The organism is Hyphomicrobium denitrificans ATCC 51888, assembly GCF_000143145.1.
Taxonomy (GTDB): domain Bacteria; phylum Pseudomonadota; class Alphaproteobacteria; order Rhizobiales; family Hyphomicrobiaceae; genus Hyphomicrobium_B; species Hyphomicrobium_B denitrificans.
This window is the reverse complement of sequence record NC_014313.1, coordinates 3400997-3417898: the sequence shown is the minus strand read 5'-3', so window position 1 is coordinate 3417898 and position 16902 is coordinate 3400997. Positions and strand designations below refer to the sequence as shown.

General features: G+C 61.8%; 19 protein-coding genes. 18 read left to right on the top strand and 1 reads right to left on the bottom strand.

Annotation, left to right across the window (positions count from 1 at the left end; genetic code table 11):
• Positions 1-140 precede the first annotated feature (140 nt).
• The 3 genes from rlmN (at position 141) to HDEN_RS16530 (ending at position 2829) form a co-directional block, all read left to right on the top strand.
• Complete coding sequence (gene rlmN / locus HDEN_RS16540; protein ID WP_013217296.1) at positions 141-1346, top strand: dual-specificity RNA methyltransferase RlmN; 1206 nt, start codon at positions 141-143, stop codon at positions 1344-1346.
• Positions 1347-1446: 100 nt separating this feature from the next.
• On the top strand, positions 1447-2106 hold the full coding sequence (locus HDEN_RS16535; RefSeq protein WP_013217295.1) for a hypothetical protein: 660 nt from the start codon (positions 1447-1449) through the stop codon (positions 2104-2106).
• Positions 2107-2325: 219 nt separating this feature from the next.
• On the top strand, positions 2326-2829 hold the full coding sequence (locus HDEN_RS16530) for a hypothetical protein (protein WP_245256671.1): 504 nt from the start codon (positions 2326-2328) through the stop codon (positions 2827-2829).
• A gap of 39 nt (positions 2830-2868) precedes the next feature.
• Here HDEN_RS16530 and HDEN_RS16525 read toward each other — a convergent pair whose 3' ends face one another.
• Entirely contained in the window at positions 2869-3651 is a 783-nt protein-coding gene (locus tag HDEN_RS16525) for a hypothetical protein (protein ID WP_013217293.1), read from the bottom strand.
• A 442-nt stretch (positions 3652-4093) separates the two neighbouring features.
• On the opposite strand from HDEN_RS16525, the gene HDEN_RS16520 reads away from it, so the two are divergent.
• The 15 genes from HDEN_RS16520 to dapB all read left to right on the top strand — a co-directional run bounded on the left by HDEN_RS16520 (position 4094) and on the right by dapB (position 16855).
• Entirely contained in the window at positions 4094-5323 is a 1230-nt protein-coding gene (locus HDEN_RS16520) for an argininosuccinate synthase (protein WP_013217292.1), read from the top strand.
• A gap of 42 nt (positions 5324-5365) precedes the next feature.
• On the top strand, positions 5366-5581 hold the full coding sequence (locus HDEN_RS16515) for a hypothetical protein (RefSeq protein WP_013217291.1): 216 nt from the start codon (positions 5366-5368) through the stop codon (positions 5579-5581).
• A gap of 148 nt (positions 5582-5729) precedes the next feature.
• On the top strand, positions 5730-6758 hold the full coding sequence (locus tag HDEN_RS16510) for an agmatine deiminase family protein (protein ID WP_013217290.1): 1029 nt from the start codon (positions 5730-5732) through the stop codon (positions 6756-6758).
• On the top strand, positions 6758-7618 hold the full coding sequence (gene aguB / locus HDEN_RS16505) for an N-carbamoylputrescine amidase (protein ID WP_013217289.1): 861 nt from the start codon (positions 6758-6760) through the stop codon (positions 7616-7618). The genes HDEN_RS16510 and aguB overlap by 1 nt, the downstream gene beginning before the upstream one ends.
• Positions 7619-7650: 32 nt before the next feature.
• Positions 7651-7857, top strand: coding sequence for a TOBE domain-containing protein (locus HDEN_RS16500; RefSeq protein ID WP_013217288.1), 207 nt, complete (start codon positions 7651-7653; stop codon positions 7855-7857).
• Positions 7858-7859: 2 nt separating this feature from the next.
• Positions 7860-8387, top strand: a complete 528-nt coding sequence (locus HDEN_RS16495) for a hypothetical protein (protein ID WP_013217287.1) — start codon at positions 7860-7862, stop codon at positions 8385-8387.
• Between the two features lie 56 nt (positions 8388-8443).
• Entirely contained in the window at positions 8444-9178 is a 735-nt protein-coding gene (locus tag HDEN_RS16490) for a site-2 protease family protein (RefSeq protein WP_013217286.1), read from the top strand.
• Positions 9179-9344: 166 nt separating this feature from the next.
• Positions 9345-10124, top strand: a complete 780-nt coding sequence (locus HDEN_RS16485; protein ID WP_013217285.1) for a hypothetical protein — start codon at positions 9345-9347, stop codon at positions 10122-10124.
• A gap of 141 nt (positions 10125-10265) precedes the next feature.
• Positions 10266-12104, top strand: coding sequence for a translational GTPase TypA (typA, locus tag HDEN_RS16480; protein WP_013217284.1), 1839 nt, complete (start codon positions 10266-10268; stop codon positions 12102-12104).
• A 93-nt stretch (positions 12105-12197) separates the two neighbouring features.
• Positions 12198-12455, top strand: a complete 258-nt coding sequence (locus tag HDEN_RS16475; RefSeq protein ID WP_013217283.1) for a hypothetical protein — start codon at positions 12198-12200, stop codon at positions 12453-12455.
• A 133-nt stretch (positions 12456-12588) separates the two neighbouring features.
• Positions 12589-13893, top strand: a complete 1305-nt coding sequence (locus tag HDEN_RS16470; protein ID WP_013217282.1) for an ATP-dependent DNA helicase — start codon at positions 12589-12591, stop codon at positions 13891-13893.
• A gap of 248 nt (positions 13894-14141) precedes the next feature.
• Complete coding sequence (locus tag HDEN_RS16465; RefSeq protein ID WP_013217281.1) at positions 14142-14618, top strand: phasin family protein; 477 nt, start codon at positions 14142-14144, stop codon at positions 14616-14618.
• Positions 14619-14757: 139 nt separating this feature from the next.
• A complete protein-coding gene (locus HDEN_RS16460; RefSeq protein WP_013217280.1) occupies positions 14758-15264 on the top strand; it encodes a GNAT family N-acetyltransferase in 507 nt (168 codons plus the stop codon).
• A 119-nt stretch (positions 15265-15383) separates the two neighbouring features.
• The gene (gene ppa / locus HDEN_RS16455; RefSeq protein WP_013217279.1) at positions 15384-15911 is read left to right on the top strand and encodes an inorganic diphosphatase; all 528 of its coding nucleotides are present in this window, start codon (positions 15384-15386) and stop codon (positions 15909-15911) included.
• 143 nt (positions 15912-16054) lie between these two features.
• A complete protein-coding gene (gene dapB / locus HDEN_RS16450; protein WP_013217278.1) occupies positions 16055-16855 on the top strand; it encodes a 4-hydroxy-tetrahydrodipicolinate reductase in 801 nt (266 codons plus the stop codon).
• Positions 16856-16902 lie beyond the last annotated feature (47 nt).

Genomic DNA, 16902 nt, shown 5'->3' with positions numbered 1-16902 from the left:
TACGCTGGATCCCCGAACGTCCTCGCTCTGCTCGTCCGTTCGAGGATGACGGCTCTAGTGACGACAATTGTGCCCGCTATCCATTCCCCGCGAACGCCTGTAAAAGTGCGCATTCCCCGAAGCTCGAAGCCATTTTCGTCATGACTGCTGCCCCACTGGTTGAAATCGACGCACAAATCCCGGCCGAGCCCGCCGCTGAGAAGCGCTCGCTCGCGGGCTTGACGCGCGCGCGCCTGAAGGAAGCGCTCGCCGCTGGCGGCGTTCCGGAAAAGCAGCTCAACATGCGCGTTAACCAGCTATGGAGCTGGATATACGTGCGCGGCATCACGCGCTTCGAGGACATGACCGACGTCTCGAAAGATCTGCGCCGTCAGCTCGATGCCATCTATACGCTCGATCGCCCGGAGATCATCTCGGAGCAGATTTCCGTCGACGGCACGCGCAAGTGGCTGCTGCGTCTCGCCAAGCGTGGGCACGAAGCCCGCCCGCCGGAAGTCGAGACCGTCTACATCCCGGAAAGCGATCGCGGCACGCTCTGCATTTCGAGCCAGGTTGGCTGCACGCTGACATGCTCGTTCTGCCATACCGGAACGCAGCGCCTCGTGCGCAATCTCGAAGCCCAGGAAATCGTCGGGCAGATCATGCTCGCGCGCGACCGCATCGGCGACTGGCCCGGCGCGAAAGGCCCGGACGACGGCCGCCTGCTTCCCGCCAGCGAACGCAAGATCACCAACGTCGTGCTGATGGGCATGGGCGAACCGCTCTACAATTTCGACAATGTCAAAGCCGCGATGGAAGTCGCGTCCGACGGCGACGGCCTCGCGCTCTCGAAACGGCGCATCACGCTGTCGACCTCGGGGGTCGTCCCTGAAATTCCGCGGTGGGGCGAAGAAGCCGACACCATGCTCGCGATCTCGCTGCACGCCACCAACGACGCGCTGCGCGACGAACTGGTGCCGATCAATCGCAAATATCCGATCGCCGAGCTGATGCAGGCTTGCCGCGATTATCCGGGCCTGTCGAACGCCCGCCGCATCACGTTCGAATACGTGATGCTGAAAGGCGTCAACGACAGCCTCGCCGAGGCCCGCGCCCTGGTGAAGCTACTCGCGGGCATTCCGGCGAAGATCAACCTGATCCCGTTCAATCCGTGGCCCAATACACGTTACGAATGCTCCGATTGGGAAACGATCGAGCGCTTCGCCGAGGTCGTGAACCGGGCGGGCTACGCCAGCCCTGTCCGCACGCCGCGCGGCCGCGATATCCTCGCCGCCTGCGGACAATTGCGTTCGGAAAGCCTGCGCCTCAGCGCCAGCGAACGCCGCAGTGGTGCCGAGAAGGCATAAGCCGGACCTTCCACCGCCCGGCACCGATAATTCTATTGAGACCTTGAGCTTAGCCCCTGTAAATTGATCCCTTGTGTAAGACGGGTCAGGGCAGGGTCGAGTGTTGAAGTTCCTGGGATCGGTCGCCCGGGTGGCGTTCGGGTTCATCCTCGCGAGCATCGCGGCGGGGTTCGTCACGATGTTGTTCGTCAACACCCCGAGCGAAGTCCTGAATCAGCCGATGAGCCGCTTGCCGCGCACGGCCGGGGAAACGTTCGAGCTGGCGCTGCTGACCGCGACGCATGTGGCGATCTTCGCCTGCATCTTCGCGCTGATCGTCGGAGGCCTCGGCGAAATCTTCTCGCTGCGCCGCCTTCCCTTCTATCTCATCGGCGGCGTCGCGATCGCGTCACTCGGTTTTCTCGCGCAATATGCGAGCGAGGTTCAGGGCGAGCCGACGATCTTCAACAACTACGCGCTGAAAGCATTTCTGACGACAGGCTTCGTCGCTGGCTTCGTCTATTGGCTCGCGGCAGGCCAGTTCGCAGGTCGCGCGCCGGTCGAGACAGCCCATCCCCCATCTTCCGCCGACGTTGCCGATCAACCGCCCAGCGATGCCTTGACCGTCGACCCTGCTCCCGTCCGCCAATCGCCGTCCCTGGTAACCCCGCGTCCGACCTATCGCACGCTGCTGAAACGCCTGAGCTTCCGAGCAGACGAGACAGCCAACCACGATGCTGAAGGCGGGACCAAAGGCCCTGCAAGCAGCGAGAAGCGCTAGGCTCCGCGTCCTATCCGCAACAAAATTTTTGGGCTGGGAAACGTTGATTGCTCAACTCGCCAGCAATTTCCATCGCTTCTGACGCTGTCTTACCGTGCCGCATCATGATTGCTGCAATGCAACAGATATGCTAAGATCGGGTTTTCGGGGGACTCGCCCGTGTTCGATTTTGCGCTCCATTTCCGATGCCTGCAAAAGGCCACCGAAGCCCTTTTTGAAATGGGCCAGGCGACATTTGCTGCCCAGATTGCGTGGCAGAGCAAGCTCAATGACGAGTTGGTTAATACGCTTCACGCGGCGACGCCCAGCCCAGCGACCGAGGCGAACATCGACCCGTTCTCGCTATGGCAGAGCTGGCTCGAGTGCTGGACGAACGTCGGCGCTCAACCCCGGTCGAATTCGAATTCAATCGCAAATATGTGGCAGGCGTGGGCGACGCCCGCATCGACGGCGATGGTTGCCGGTGCTTCGGCTTGGCCGTCGCTCACCGCAAACGCATTTCTCAACGCGACGCCATGGAGTTTCTACCAGGGCCCGCTGACGGCGATGATGTTGAGTTACGGCGTGCCCTATTCGGTTGCCGCCCCAACAGCGCGCGCGAGTACCTGCGCAATGGATGCCGCCGACGCAGCGTGCGCGCAATGGCGCTCGATCTTCAACGACAACACTCCGCACACCAATCAAGAGATGCGCAGACGGCGGCGCTCGACGTATCTTCACTGACGTGACGCGAGCGGCGCGAAGCCCGCGAAGGCCCTAAAATCAATCCGAGCCGGAAGCCGCGGGCGCATCGACCTGCGGAGCCGCCTGATCTCCGTTCTCTGATGAGGCAGCGGGTGCAACCGCTTTCGGCTTGGCTGCTTTCTTCGTGGTTGCAGTCTTCGTCTTCTTCTCGCCCGCGGGTTTCGCGGCGCCATCACCCGTCGATGCGGCGGCTCCATTCGCAGGAATGCTGCCCGTATGCGATGCCCACGGCAGAACTTCGGGCTCGCTCGTTTTAGCGGCTTTCTGGGCCTTTTCCGCTTCCTTCTTCATCGCTGCCAGCGACCGGCATCCGGCCGTTGTACCCTTGCTCGTGCCTTCGGCGGGCGTACCGACCACCCAGATGCACGCCGAATTACTGCCGCACGCCGTTTCATCGAGCTTTTTGCAAGAGGCCGCAGCGCTCGCCTTCTTCGCCTTGGGCTTCGCCGGAGCAGCGTCTGCATGAGCGGGCATTTCGGATGTATCCGCTGCTGGGGCAGGCGCTGCCGCTTTCTTCGTTTTAGCTGCAGACTTCGGAGCGACCGGCTCTGCTGCAGGAGCAGGCGCGCTTTCGGCCTGAGGCGGTTCAGGTGCGGCGACGGGGGCCGCTTCCTGCTGCGTTTCGGGCGGCGGCGCCGTCGTGTCCTCTGCCATCGGTGCGGGTACGGAATTATCTTCGACAACAGCCTGCGCGGGCGGATCGGTCGGAATGGTAACCGTGATCTCTTCCGCCGCTAGTGGAAGCGCCAACGCGCTTCCGGCTAAAACCAGCACTGCAAGGTATCCGCTCAGTCTCGACACGGCCGCTCTCCCCCGACAGAAAACTTCCCAGTTCCTTAGCATTTCGGCTCGCTGCGACCTACGCCAATCGGCGCGCCCACGACAAATTTATGTTCACGGCAATGATGCGATGCGCAATCGCAATGCGGGGAACCTAACCTACGGATTTCGCGTGAAATAATGAGACGTGAAAACCTCAGTCCCGCCGGCGCATTTCTGCAAGCGAGCCCCAGGCTAGGATCAAGAGTGGTCGCGCGCGCCCCGAGACGGCAAATCCGCCGCCGCGAATCGCATTTCGAATGCACGCGCCGCGCTTTGCCCCGCTCCCGCATTCGTTAAAGCGTCATATTCCGTCGCGCTCGCGGCGTGTCGCGTTGCCGCTTCGCCCGCACTTGCGACCGACACCGTCGCCCCTATAGTGCCGCGCGTTCCTCACCCGAAAATCAATCGAAAGTCAGCTCGCATGACCGCCGCACCCAAAGCCGTGAAGAAAGTCGTCCTCGCCTACTCGGGCGGTCTCGATACGTCGATCATTCTGAAATGGCTGCAGGAAACCTATAACGCCGAAGTCGTGACGTTCACCGCCGATCTCGGCCAGGGCGAGGAACTCGAGCCGGCGCGCAACAAAGCTCTGATGCTCGGCATCAAGCCCGAGAACATTTTCATCGAGGACCTGCGCGAGGAATTCGTCCGCGATTACGTTTTCCCGATGTTCCGCGCCAACGCCGTTTATGAAGGCATCTACCTGCTCGGCACGTCGATCGCCCGCCCGCTCATCTCCAAAAAGCAGATCGAGATTGCGAAAAAGGTCGGCGCCGACGCCGTCTGCCACGGCGCGACGGGCAAGGGCAACGATCAGGTCCGCTTCGAGCTTGGCTATTACGCTCTGCAGCCGGGAATCAAGATCATCGCTCCCTGGCGCGAATGGGCATTCAAGGGCCGCGAAGAGCTTCTGAAATTCGCGCGCGACCATCAGATTCCCGTCGCCAAGGACAAGGAAGGCGAAGCGCCGTTCTCGGTCGACGCCAACCTTCTGCACTCGTCTTCCGAAGGCAAGGTCCTCGAAGACCCGGCCGTGAAAGCGCCCGAACTCGTCTATCAGCGCACGATTTCGCCGATGGCCGCCCCCGATAAGGTGACGACCATCAAGATCGGCTTCGAGAAAGGCGACGCTGTCTCGCTCGACGGCAAGAAGCTCTCGCCCGCGACGCTGCTCAAAGCCCTGAACGATCTCGGCCGCGACAACGGCATCGGCCGCATCGACCTCGTCGAGAACCGCTTCGTCGGCATGAAATCACGCGGCGTCTACGAAACCCCAGGCGGCACGATCCTGCTCGCAGCCCACCGCGCCATCGAGAGCATCACGCTCGATCGCGGCGCCGCGCACCTGAAAGACGAGATCATGCCGCGCTACGCCGAGCTGATCTACAACGGCTTCTGGTTCGCGCCCGAGCGCGAGATGCTACAGGCCCTGATCGACAAATCGCAGGAGCATGTCGAAGGCGAGGTGACGCTCGAACTCTATAAGGGCAATGTCATCACTGTCGGCCGCGAGAGCCCGAAGTCGCTCTATTCGCCGACGCTGGTCACCTTCGAGGACGATAAGGGCGCCTACGATCAGAAGGACGCGCAAGGCTTCATCAAGCTCAACGCGTTGCGTCTCCGCACCCTCGGCAGCCGCAAGCGGAAGTAAGTTTCACGCCTGCCTTCAGGCTCAGCCAAGCGGAACGCGACCATGATCGTCATCACCATAAACGGAAAGACGACGGTCATCGACGGATGGCGCGAATGGATCGTTCGCGCCATCGTCTTCGTTGTGATGCTTCTCTTGCTCGCTGCCGTCGTATTTCTCATGCTCGGACTTGCGGTGACGCTTGGCGCAGTCCTGATGATCGCCATTCCGGCCGCAATCGTCGTCGCGCTGCTCGGCTCGATGTTCGCAAAACATTAACGCTGCGCGGCCGCCCCGCGCGCGACAGATCCGTGACGATACGCTAACCCTTGACACCCGCGGCCCGGTCCACGACATGGCGGTCTCACGCAGGATGAGCGTCAGCGCACGTCCTGCAAAGCCTTGCGGCGAAAACTTAGGGACAGATATGACGACGGCCCCTGCCAACACCCCCATCGTAACGCCTTCGGAATGGGCGCCGCAGAAAGCGATCTGGACGGCATGGCCCGCCGATCCGGCTGAGTGGAACGACGATCTCGAAACGCCGCGCCGTGACGTGGCCGCGCTGGTCCGCGCTCTGAGCATCGCCGGCAACAAGGTCCGCGTGCTTGCCAACGGCGATGAAGCCGAGGCAACCGCGCACGCGGCGCTGCCGATCGACGTCGCGGAAATCATCCCGGCGAAGTACGGCGACATCTGGCTGCGCGATACCGGGCCGATCTTTGCCCAAACGCCCGAAGGCGTGGTTGCCCTGCGCTTCAGGACGAACAGCTGGGGCGGCAAGTACGATCTGCCCGACGACGCAATCGTTGGCGATCACATCGCAAGCATCGCCAGGACGCCCATCCGCCGTTTCGACTTCGTGCTCGAAGGCGGCGCGGTCGATCACGACGGCGAAGGCACGATCCTGACGACGCGGCAGACGCTTCTGAACCCGAACCGCAACGGCTGGTCGAAGGAAGCAGCCGAGGCCGCGCTGCGCGAAGCGTTCGGTGCCAAGAAGGTCATCTGGATCGACGAAGGTTTGAAGAACGATCACACCGACGGCCACGTCGACAACATCGCACGCTTCGTAGCGCCGGGCCGCGTCGTCTGCCAGGCGCCGGCCGGACCCGACGATCCGAACGCCGCAACGCTCGACGCCATCGCCGCGACGCTCGCGCGCGAAACCGACGCAGCGGGCCGCAAGCTCGACGTCATCCGCATTCCGGGCGTCGGCCTCTATCACAACGCGCTCGGCGAAGTTTCGCCCGCGTCGCACATGAACTTCATCATCGCCAACGGCGTCGTCGTCGTGCCGATCTACGGAACGGCGACTGAAGCCGATGCGCTGCAAGCTTTGCAGACCGTCTTCCCGGATCGCGCCGTCGTCGGCGTGTCGTCGCGCGGCCTGCTCGGCTGCGGCGAGGCGGGCGGCGGCTCGTTCCACTGCATCACTCAACAGGAGCCGGCCTGATGTCGAAACGATCGATCACCGTCGGCGCGATTCAGACGTCGTACGGTCACGACCTCAAAACCAATATCGCGAAGACGGAAGCCTTCGTGCGCGAAGCCGCGCGCAAGGGCGCGCAAGTGATTTTGCCGTCGGAGCTTTTCGAAGGCATCTACTTCTGCACGCGTCAGGACCCGAAATGGTTCGAGACGGCTCATCCCGTGAACGAACACCCCTGCGTGCTCGCGCTTAAGAAGCTCGCGAAAGAACTCGGCGTGGTCATCCCGATCTCGTTCTTCGAGAAAGACGGCCCGCGCTATTACAACAGCATCGCGATCGCCGATGCCGACGGCGAAATCCTCGGCGTCTATCGCAAGAGCCACATTCCGGACGGCCCGGGCTATCAGGAAAAGTATTATTTCCGCCCCGGCGACACCGGCTTCAAAACCTGGGCGACGAAGTTCGGCCGCATCGGCGTCGGCATCTGCTGGGATCAATGGTATCCCGAAAGCGCCCGCGCCATGGTGCTGCAGGGCGCGGAAATCCTGTTCTATCCGACCGCCATCGGCTCCGAGCCTTACGACGCGGCTCTCGACACGCATCTCCAGTGGCAGCGCGCGATGCAGGGCCACGCCGTCTCGAACGCCGTGCCGATCGTCGCCGCCAATCGCATCGGCCTCGAAGACAACGACGGCGTGCAGCAAAAGTTCTACGGCCATTCCTTCATCAGCGATCACCGTGGCGAACTCGTCGAAAGCTTCGGATCGTCAGACGAAGGCGTTTTGATCCATGCCTTTGACCTCGATCTGATCGAAAGCTATCGTGCCGACTGGGGATTTTTCCGGGATCGCCGGACGGATCTCTACGCGAAAAGCATCGTCTAAAGATAGATCAGCGCGACAACGCCGGAGCCGCCATGAAGATCAGCGCCAGGAACGTCCTCAAGGGTAAAATCGTCGACATCGTCAAAGGCGTGACGACCGCTCACGTCCGCATCGATGTCGGCGGCACGATTGTCACCGCCTCGATCACGAACGAGTCCGTTGACGATCTCGGCCTCGTCAAAGGCATGACGGCATCGGCAGTGATCAAATCATCCGACGTCATGGTTGCGATCGACTAGACATGAAAATGCAGAGATCGATCTGGATCGCCGCTGCGGCGATGGCATGCCTGTTGCCGTTGAACGCCTATGCCGCCGAGCCGGGCGGCTGCGAAACTTTCGCCTGGCCGGTCGCGACCGAATTGCAATGGCTCAAAGCCGCCGACAGCGAACCCGTGGCGTCCGGCGGCTCGCTGAAGCAGCCGCCTGCAAAAGCCATCCAGCTGTCGCTGCTGCCGATGGACGAGGTCAAATTCACGGCCGATCAGAGCCGCCGCCGCAAGGAAGCCGACAAGACCCAGTTCGGCGGCGCTGTGACGTTTGAAAGCGTCGGCGAGCCGGGCATCTATCAGATCTCGCTTCCGGTCCGCAGCTGGGTTGACGTCGTGCAAGGCGGCAAGACCCTGAAATCCGCCGCACACACCAGCAAGACCGATTGCGACGGCCTCCGCAAAAGCATCCGTTTCCCGATGGGCGAAGGCCCGGTCACGATCGAGATCAGCGGCATCCCGACGGACACGGTCAAATTCGTCATCCGCCGCGGCGAATGACAAAACCTGCCGCCTCGGCTTGACGAAACGATGCGTCTTGCCCGAGGCTCGCCGCCATGAACTTCATCGACGACACGCCGCGCCTCGAGTTGTTCCGGATCGGCGGCATTCCGGTCCGGATCGACGTCACGTTCATCTTCGTGCCGTTGCTGCTGCTCGGCATCCTGCAACAGGCGCCCTTTGCAATTGCGGGCCCGGCCTTCGCAGCCATCATCGTCGGCGTCTTCCTGTCGGTGCTGTTTCACGAACTCGGTCACGCGGCGCTGGCACGATTTTTCGGCGTTCCCGTCGGTGAAATTCTCGTCGGCGGATTTTACGGCTACGCGCGCATGCTCGACGTACCGCGCTCGACGCTGGCGAACGTCATCATTCTGTTCGCGGGACCATTGGCAAATGCCGCGATCTTTTTCGCGCTCTGGCAACTGCTCGGTTCACCGGAAATCTCCGGCGCCGGTTACTTCCACTTTACCGATCGGCCCGACTGGATGAGCGAGACACCGTGGCTGGCGTATGCGACCGTTACGCTCGCGCGCGTCAATCTCGCGATGGCGATTTTCAATCTCCTGCCGGCCTTCCCGCTCGACGGCGGCCGCATCTACCGCGACGTGCTCGCGATGTTTACGTCACGCGCCGCGGCCGCCAAGGTCATCGCCGGCCTCGGCGTCATCGTCGGGCTCTGGGCGGCCGTGACGGGCCTGCGCATCGATATCGTGCTGATGCTGATCGGAGCCCAGATCGCCATCATGAACTGGGCCATTCTGAAGCGGCCGAACGATGCCGAGCAGCTTTAGCGCCTCGTGCTTTCCGCACGTCACTCTCGCCGATTTGCCAGACGCGCTCGGCCCGGCCATAACTCGGACGACCTCTACGAACGCTCCGTCGCGATCCGGTCACGAATGTCCGGAACACTCTCCCAACCCCCGCGCCGCCCGGCAACCAACCTCGAACGCCTGACCGATGACCCGCGTTTCCGTCAACCGCACGCTCAAACGCCTCTACTGGCTCCTGACCGCCGTTCTGTTGCTGCTGCTCGCCTCGAAATTCGCCGACGACGCTTCCGGCCTTCCTCCGTTCGTCGTGTCCGCCGCCAATAAAGTCTATGACTTCATGCGCGACATGTCCCTGCTGATCGCGACCGGCGGCGTGGCCTATCTCTCGAACATTTTTCAAAAGCGCTCGAAGTTCGTCGAAAGTCTGGAAGAGGAATGGCGCAACATCGTGCGCACCAAGTCGGCTCTGCTGTCGACGTGTGAGAAGCCTTATCTCGCGACCGACGATTATCTCGCGGCTTTTTACAAGATTAGCGAGACCATCGACACGATGCGCATCGTGTACAAAAACTCCGGCGAAACCGGCACGCTGGTCGGGCTCTATCCGTACGCCCCGCTGCACGATATGCGCCGCGCGCTGCAGACACTCGACCCGCGCATCAATCCGGAGGCGACGGCGGACCAGAAAACCCTCGTTCGCGAGGCGATCCTTCAATCCTTCTTCGCGCTCCGCGAAACCTTCCTGGAAGAGCTCGATCTCGAGGAACCGCAAAGCCCCTTATTAATTTCCGGAGCACGCCGCCTGAAGGTTCCGGGCGCCGACATGGCCGCACGGATCATGCAGGATCATCAACGCCGCCGCCTGGAGCGTGAACCGGCACAGAAGCCCGAGGTCGACGCCTTTCTGACGGCGCTGCGAACGCGCGAAGAGGAAAACGAGCGACCGCAGGCCGAAAAGCCTTTATAAAACGGGTGGTATTCCCGCCGACTGATAAGCCGCACCCGGCCAGAAACCCGCTGCCCTAGCGGCAGGGCAGGCGATCATGCTAGGTGCGGGCGATATTGCGCCGCAGTGCGGTGCCCACCCCGATTCAACTCTAGGTTTCCAATGGCCCTTCGCAATATCGCGATCATCGCGCACGTCGACCATGGCAAGACGACACTGGTCGACGAGCTTTTGAAGCAATCCGGCTCCTTCCGCGAGAACCAGAAGGTTGCGGAACGCGCCATGGATTCCAACGACATCGAGCGCGAACGCGGCATCACCATTCTCGCGAAGTGCACCAGCGTCGAGTGGAAGGGCACGCATATCAACATCGTCGATACGCCCGGCCACGCCGACTTCGGCGGCGAGGTTGAGCGCATCCTGAACATGGTCGACGGCGTGATCGTTCTCGTCGACGCTTCCGAAGGCCCGCTGCCGCAGACCAAGTTCGTCGTCTCGAAAGCCCTGAAGCGCGGCCTCCGCCCGATCGTCGCGATCAACAAGATCGACCGTCCCGACGAACGCCACCTCGACGTGCTGAACGAAGTCTTCGACCTGTTCGCCAATCTCGACGCCACCGACGAGCAGCTTGATTTCCCCGTGCTCTACGGCTCAGGCCGCAGCGGCTGGATGGCCCGCGACCCGTCAGGCCCGAAAGAAAATCTCGCGCCGATGTTCGACTTGATCCTCGAGCATGTGCCGCCGCCCGCCGTCGACGACGGTCCGTTCCGCATGCTGGCGACGACGCTTGACGCCGATCCGTTCCTCGGCCGTATTCTGACGGGCCGCATCACCTCGGGCACCGTCAAGCCGAACCAGGCACTGAAGGCGCTCGACCGCGACGGCAAGGTGCTCGAACAGTTTCGCGTGCAAAAAGTTCTGGCGTTTCACGGCCTCGAACGCACGCCGGTCGAGCAAGCTGGCGCCGGTGACATCATCGCGCTGGCAGGCATGAGCCTCGCGAACGTCGCCGACTCCCTGGTCGACCCCTCCGTCGAGGAACCGCTTCCCGCGCAGCCGGTCGATCCGCCGACGTTGTCGATGAACTTCCGCATCAACGATGGACCGTTCGCCGGACAGGAAGGCGACAAGGTGCAGAGCCGCGTCATCCGCGACCGCCTGCTCAAGGAAGCCGAGCGCAACATCGCCATCCGCGTTCTCGAAAACGAGGACAAGGACAGCTTCACCGTCTCGGGCCGGGGCGAATTGCAGCTCGCCATCCTGATCGAGAATATGCGCCGCGAAGGCTTCGAGCTGACCGTGTCGCGGCCGAAGGTCGTGTTCGAGATCGATCCCGAAACCAAACAGCGGCTCGAACCGATCGAAGAAGTCATCATCGACGTCGACGACAATTTCACCGGCGTCGTCGTTCAGAAGCTTGCCGAGCGAAAAGGCGATCTCCTGGAGATGAAGCCGTCGGGCGGCGGACGCACGCGCATGGTGTTCCACGTTCCGACGCGTGGCCTTCTCGGCTATCAGTCGGAGCTTCTGTCCGACACGCGCGGCACCGGCATCATGAACAAGCTGTTCCACTCCTACAAACCGTTCAAGGGCGAGATTGCCGGACGGCGGACGGGCGTTCTGATCTCGAACAGCCCGGGTGAAGCTGTCGCCTACGCAATCTTCAATTTGCAGGATCGCGGTCCCTTCATGATCAACCCGCAGGATCGGGTTTACGAAGGCATGATCGTCGGCGAGCACACGCGCGACAACGACCTCGAAGTCAACGTCATCAAGGGCAAGAAGCTGACCAACGTTCGCGCCTCCGGCAAGGACGACGCGGTGCTGCTGACGCCCCCGATGCGTCTGACGCTCGAAAAGGCCATGAGCTACATCACCGACGAAGAACTCGTCGAAGTGACGCCGAAGTCCATCCGCCTGCGCAAACGCTGGCTGGATCCGAACGAGCGCAAGCGCCAGAGCCGCAAGAGCGAAGCGGAACGGGCGAGCGGCGCGGCATAATATAGCGGCGATCGGGAAAAATTCCCGGATTGCTTGGGATAATTCACGGCTCCACATATTCGGGGTCACCCCAGCAATCACAGGAGATCCCCGATGAAACGCACGCTGTTGGCTGCCTCCCTGGTCTGCGCCTTTTCGTTGCCAGCTCTGGCGGACGCCCCTTTGAGTGCAGAAGAACAAAAGCAGGCGACCGCAGCCGCCGCGGCTTGGGGCTGCGAAGGCGGCAAATGGGAAAAGGAAACTGAGGGAACCGGCGTCTTCGAACTCGACGACGCCAAGTGCAAGGACGGCGCGGCCTACGATCTGAAGTTCGATAAGGACTTCAAGTTGCGCAGCATCACCGCCGACTGAGCAATTTTCCTCCCTGGACTTGGTGAGCGCACGAGACCTCGGCGGGCCTCGTGCGTTTTTGTTTCCGTTGACTTGAATGGCGAGCTTTCGGATTGTGGATTCGATCCCGAAATCGCCTGGAAGATAAATCGCCGTGATCTGGCCCAAAGGCGTTACGCCGACCCCTGCCTTTGAACGCGCGGCCAGCTTCCTGGAACAGCCCGGCGGCAATCTTTTCGTGACCGGCCGCGCCGGCACCGGAAAATCCACGCTTCTGAAAGCGCTGCGCGACGTCTACGCCGACCGCATGGTTGTACTCGCGCCGACGGGCCTAGCCGCCATCAACATTGGCGGCCAGACGATTCATTCGTTCTTCGGCTTTCCACCGCGCCTGATTCAGGAAAGCGACATCAAGCGCAGCCGCAACGGCCGCGTGATGCGCAAGCTCGAGTTCCTCGTCATCGACGAAGCTTCGATGGTGCGCTCGGATCTGATGTGGGGTATCGACCGGGCGATGCGCGTGAACCGCGGCCGTCCGCGCGAAGCCTTCGGCGGCGCCCGCGTGCTTCTGTTCGCTGATCTTCATCAGCTGCCGCCCGTGATCCAGGAACCCGAAGTGCTCGTGCATCTCACCGAGACCCACGGCAGTCCGTTCTTCTTCCTCATCGAAGCACTGCGAGAAGGCGCCGGCACAGCGCTGCTCGAGCTGACGCAAATCTTCCGCCAGACCGACGACGATTTGATCCGCGTCCTGAATGCGGTCCGCGAAGGCAACGTCAGCGACAGCGATCTCGCATTCATCAACACCTGCGTGCGCCCGATCCGAACCCTTGCCGAAGGCGAGCCCTACGTCATCCTGACGACCACCAACGCCGCCGCCAAACGCATCAACAACCGCTACCTCGAAGCACTGCCCGAGCGGGCCGTTCGCTTCAACGCGACGATCACAGGCGACTTCAACGCCAACATCGAGCCCGCCGACCCGGCGCTCGAATTGAAGCCCGGCGCCAAGGTCATGATGCTGCGAAACGATCCGGACAAACGCTGGGTCAACGGCACGATCGCGCGCATTTCTCGGCTCACCGACAAGCAGGTCTTCGTTGACGTTAACGGCCGCGAATACGAGGTCGAGCCTGTCGCTTGGGAGCACCGCCGCTACGCCTTCGACCAGTCGGCGGAGAAAATCGTCGAAACGGTCGCGGGCACCTTCAAACAGTTTCCGCTTCGCCTCGCCTGGGCGCTGACGATCCATAAAGCGCAGGGGTTGACCCTGGATAAGGTCTACATCGACCTCGGCACCGGCACGTTCGCCCACGGCCAGACCTATGTCGCTTTGTCGCGATGCCGGACGATGCAGGGTCTCGCCCTGGCCAGGCCGCTCACTCGCCGCGACATCATCTTCGACTCTGCCGCTCTCGGCTATCGCGAGGTTTTTCCGCAGCTTCCGACGGAACCTTGAGCCGCCGAATCCGTTTCGCATGTGCGAAGGAGTGGATAGGTATTTACCTACCTAGGAGGGTTAAGATAACCTACTTTCGTAGGCACCAACCATCGTAATCGAGACCAAACGACCCAATTTTTCAGACGCGCTGCAAAAAAGATATTGCGGTGCACAAAACTATCAGCTATATACTTCAGCAAGGTTTCGCCGTCGAGCGTCGACCGCATTTTGAGAGAACGTTTCAAAATTTCTGAGGAGTGTCCCCCATGAACGATGTCTTCACACGTCAAGTCCAGGACTTCACCCGTCAGGCCCAGGAAATGTTTACGGCTGGCAAGGATGCCAAGGTTCCGGAAAACATCTCGGCATTCGCCGAAGATGCGATCGCGAAGTCGCGCGACGCATACCATAAGTTCGCCGCCCTCGCGAAAGACAACGCCAAGGTTGCCGAGGAAGTCCTCCTGACGACCCAGGCTGGCGCGAAGTCGATCGGCGAGAAGATCGTCGCCAACACGCTCGCCAACACGGAAGCCGCTTTCGAAGCCGCTCAGGCCATCGCCCGCGCGCGCACGTTCCCGGAAATCGCACGCCTGCAGGCCAACTACTGGCAGCAGCAGTTCGCGGTCGCCGGTTCGCAGTCGAAAGAGCTCTTCGAACTGTCGAACAAGGTCACGAAGCAGGCTCTCGAGACGGTTGGCGCCGCCACGACGAAGTCTTTCGAGCAGTTCAAAACCGCCGGCTGATCACGCTGCTGCCTTCGGGTGGACGTGTCGGGGCACTTTGAGACGCATGAACGCGAGGCTCCCGCCTCGCGTTTTTTTTATTTGCGATTGCCCATGTGACACTGATGCGTTTTTCCGCGCGCCGCGCTAGAGTGCGCCCATGTTGAACCAGCGTCTGGAAGTGACTGTGCGTAATGCCCGTCCGAGCGACGCTCCGGCGCTGGCCCGTATTTTTCGCGAATCCTGGCGCCTTGCCTATACCGGCATTCTACCGGCGAACCATCTCGAACACGAAATTCAGCGGCGCGACGCAACCTGGTGGCGCCGTGCAATTGCCGCCGAACATAATCTACTCGTCGTCGAACATGGCGAGCATATCGCGGGCTACGCCACGTGCGGACGCGCCCGCGGCGGACGCCGTGATACCGGCGAAATCTACGAACTGTATCTGGCGCCCATCTATCAGGGTATCGGCATCGGGGAATACCTGTTCGAGGCCTGCCGGGCGACGCTCGACCGCCTCGGTCTCGAACGCTTGATCGTCTGGGCGCTTGTCGAAAACGAACGTGCCCGCGCCTTCTACGTTCGCTGCGGCGGTCGCGCGACACGCAAGGCTTGCGTCCGCTTCGGCAATGCGGTTAACGCTCGGATCGCCTACGAATGGTGATATGACGTCCGCCCCGCATTTTCATTTTGACCGCGCATTCGACCTTAGCGGCGTTGTCTCGCGCACCCATTCGCGTCAAAAGTAATCCTGCTAGTCCTGCATCAATCGGAAGGTCGCCCATGCGTCTTGACGCAATCAAGCCCGGCAACACGCCGCCGGAAGACATCAACGTCGTCGTCGAAGTTCCCGTCGGCGGCGAGCCCATCAAATACGAAATGGACAAGGCGTCGGGCGCCCTTGTTGTCGACCGCTTCCTCTACACGCCGATGCGCTATCCCGGGAACTATGGCTTCGTTCCACACACGCTGTCGCGCGACGGCGATCCGATCGACGTTCTCGTCTGCAACACGCGCGCGCTCGTGCCTGGCGCGATCATCAACTGCCGCCCGGTCGGCGTTCTGGTGATGGAAGACGACGGCGGCGGCGACGAAAAAATCATCGCGGTCCCTTCCAGCAAGCTGACCAAGCGCTACGAGTCGGTAAAGACCTACACCGACTTGCCCGCGATTTCGATCGAACAGATCGAGCACTTCTTCGCGCACTACAAGGATCTCGAACCCAACAAATGGGCCAAGATCGATCACTGGGGCCACGCAGACGAAGCCAAGGCCCTGATCATCGCAGCGCTAAAGCGTGCCGAGGGTTAGATAAAACGAATTCCAGGCGCGATTTACGTTGACCATGACGGCAACCGCGGCGATTTCCCGCCCCTGCGCACTTCCTCTCTAGTAGCGACGTTGCTATATCCCGCGGTGTGGGGGTCGCGTTCTCATAACCGCTAGGAGACGAGATGAAGATCGCAGTCATGGGCGCAGCGGGCCGCATGGGCCGTCAGCTGATCGCCGCGATCGCAGCCGAACCCCAAACAATGATCAGCGGCGCGACGGAGCCCATTGGTTCGCCCGCTCTCGGCAAGGATATTGGTGAACTTGCCGGCATCGAGCGTCTCGGCATCGCCGTATCGAGCGATGTCGCCGCCGTGATCGCAGCAGCCGACGCGATCATCGATTTCACAGTGCCAAAAGCAACCGTCGAATTCGCGAGCCTCGCCGCACAGTCGGGCACCGCGCACATCATCGGAACCACGGGCTTCGAAAAAGCCGCGGAGGCCGCCATCGCGGAGGCCGCAACCAAGATCGCCATCGTCAAAGCCGGGAACATGAGCCTCGGCGTCAACCTGCTCGCAGCATTGACTCGACAGGTCGCCGCTGCACTCGGGAACGACTTCGATATCGAAATTGTTGAAATGCATCACCGCATGAAGATCGACGCACCATCGGGAACGGCGTTGATGCTTGGAGATGCCGCTGCCCAGGGACGCGACCTTGACCTGGAAGAGCACTCGGTACGCACGCGCGATGGACATACGGGTCCACGCCATACCGGCGACATCGGCTTTGCCACGCTTCGCGGCGGCACTGTCGTCGGCGATCACACCGTGATCTTCGCGGGCGATGGCGAACGGATCGAACTGACCCACCGCGCGGCCGACCGCGGTATATTCGCAAGAGGCGCGGTGAAAGCGGCACTCTGGACCAAAGACAAGCCGCCCGGGCTCTACGCCATGACCGACGTGCTCGGCATTTCCTGACCTTCTGACGACCGCATCATCGCAAACAAATTGACGAGGCTATGACA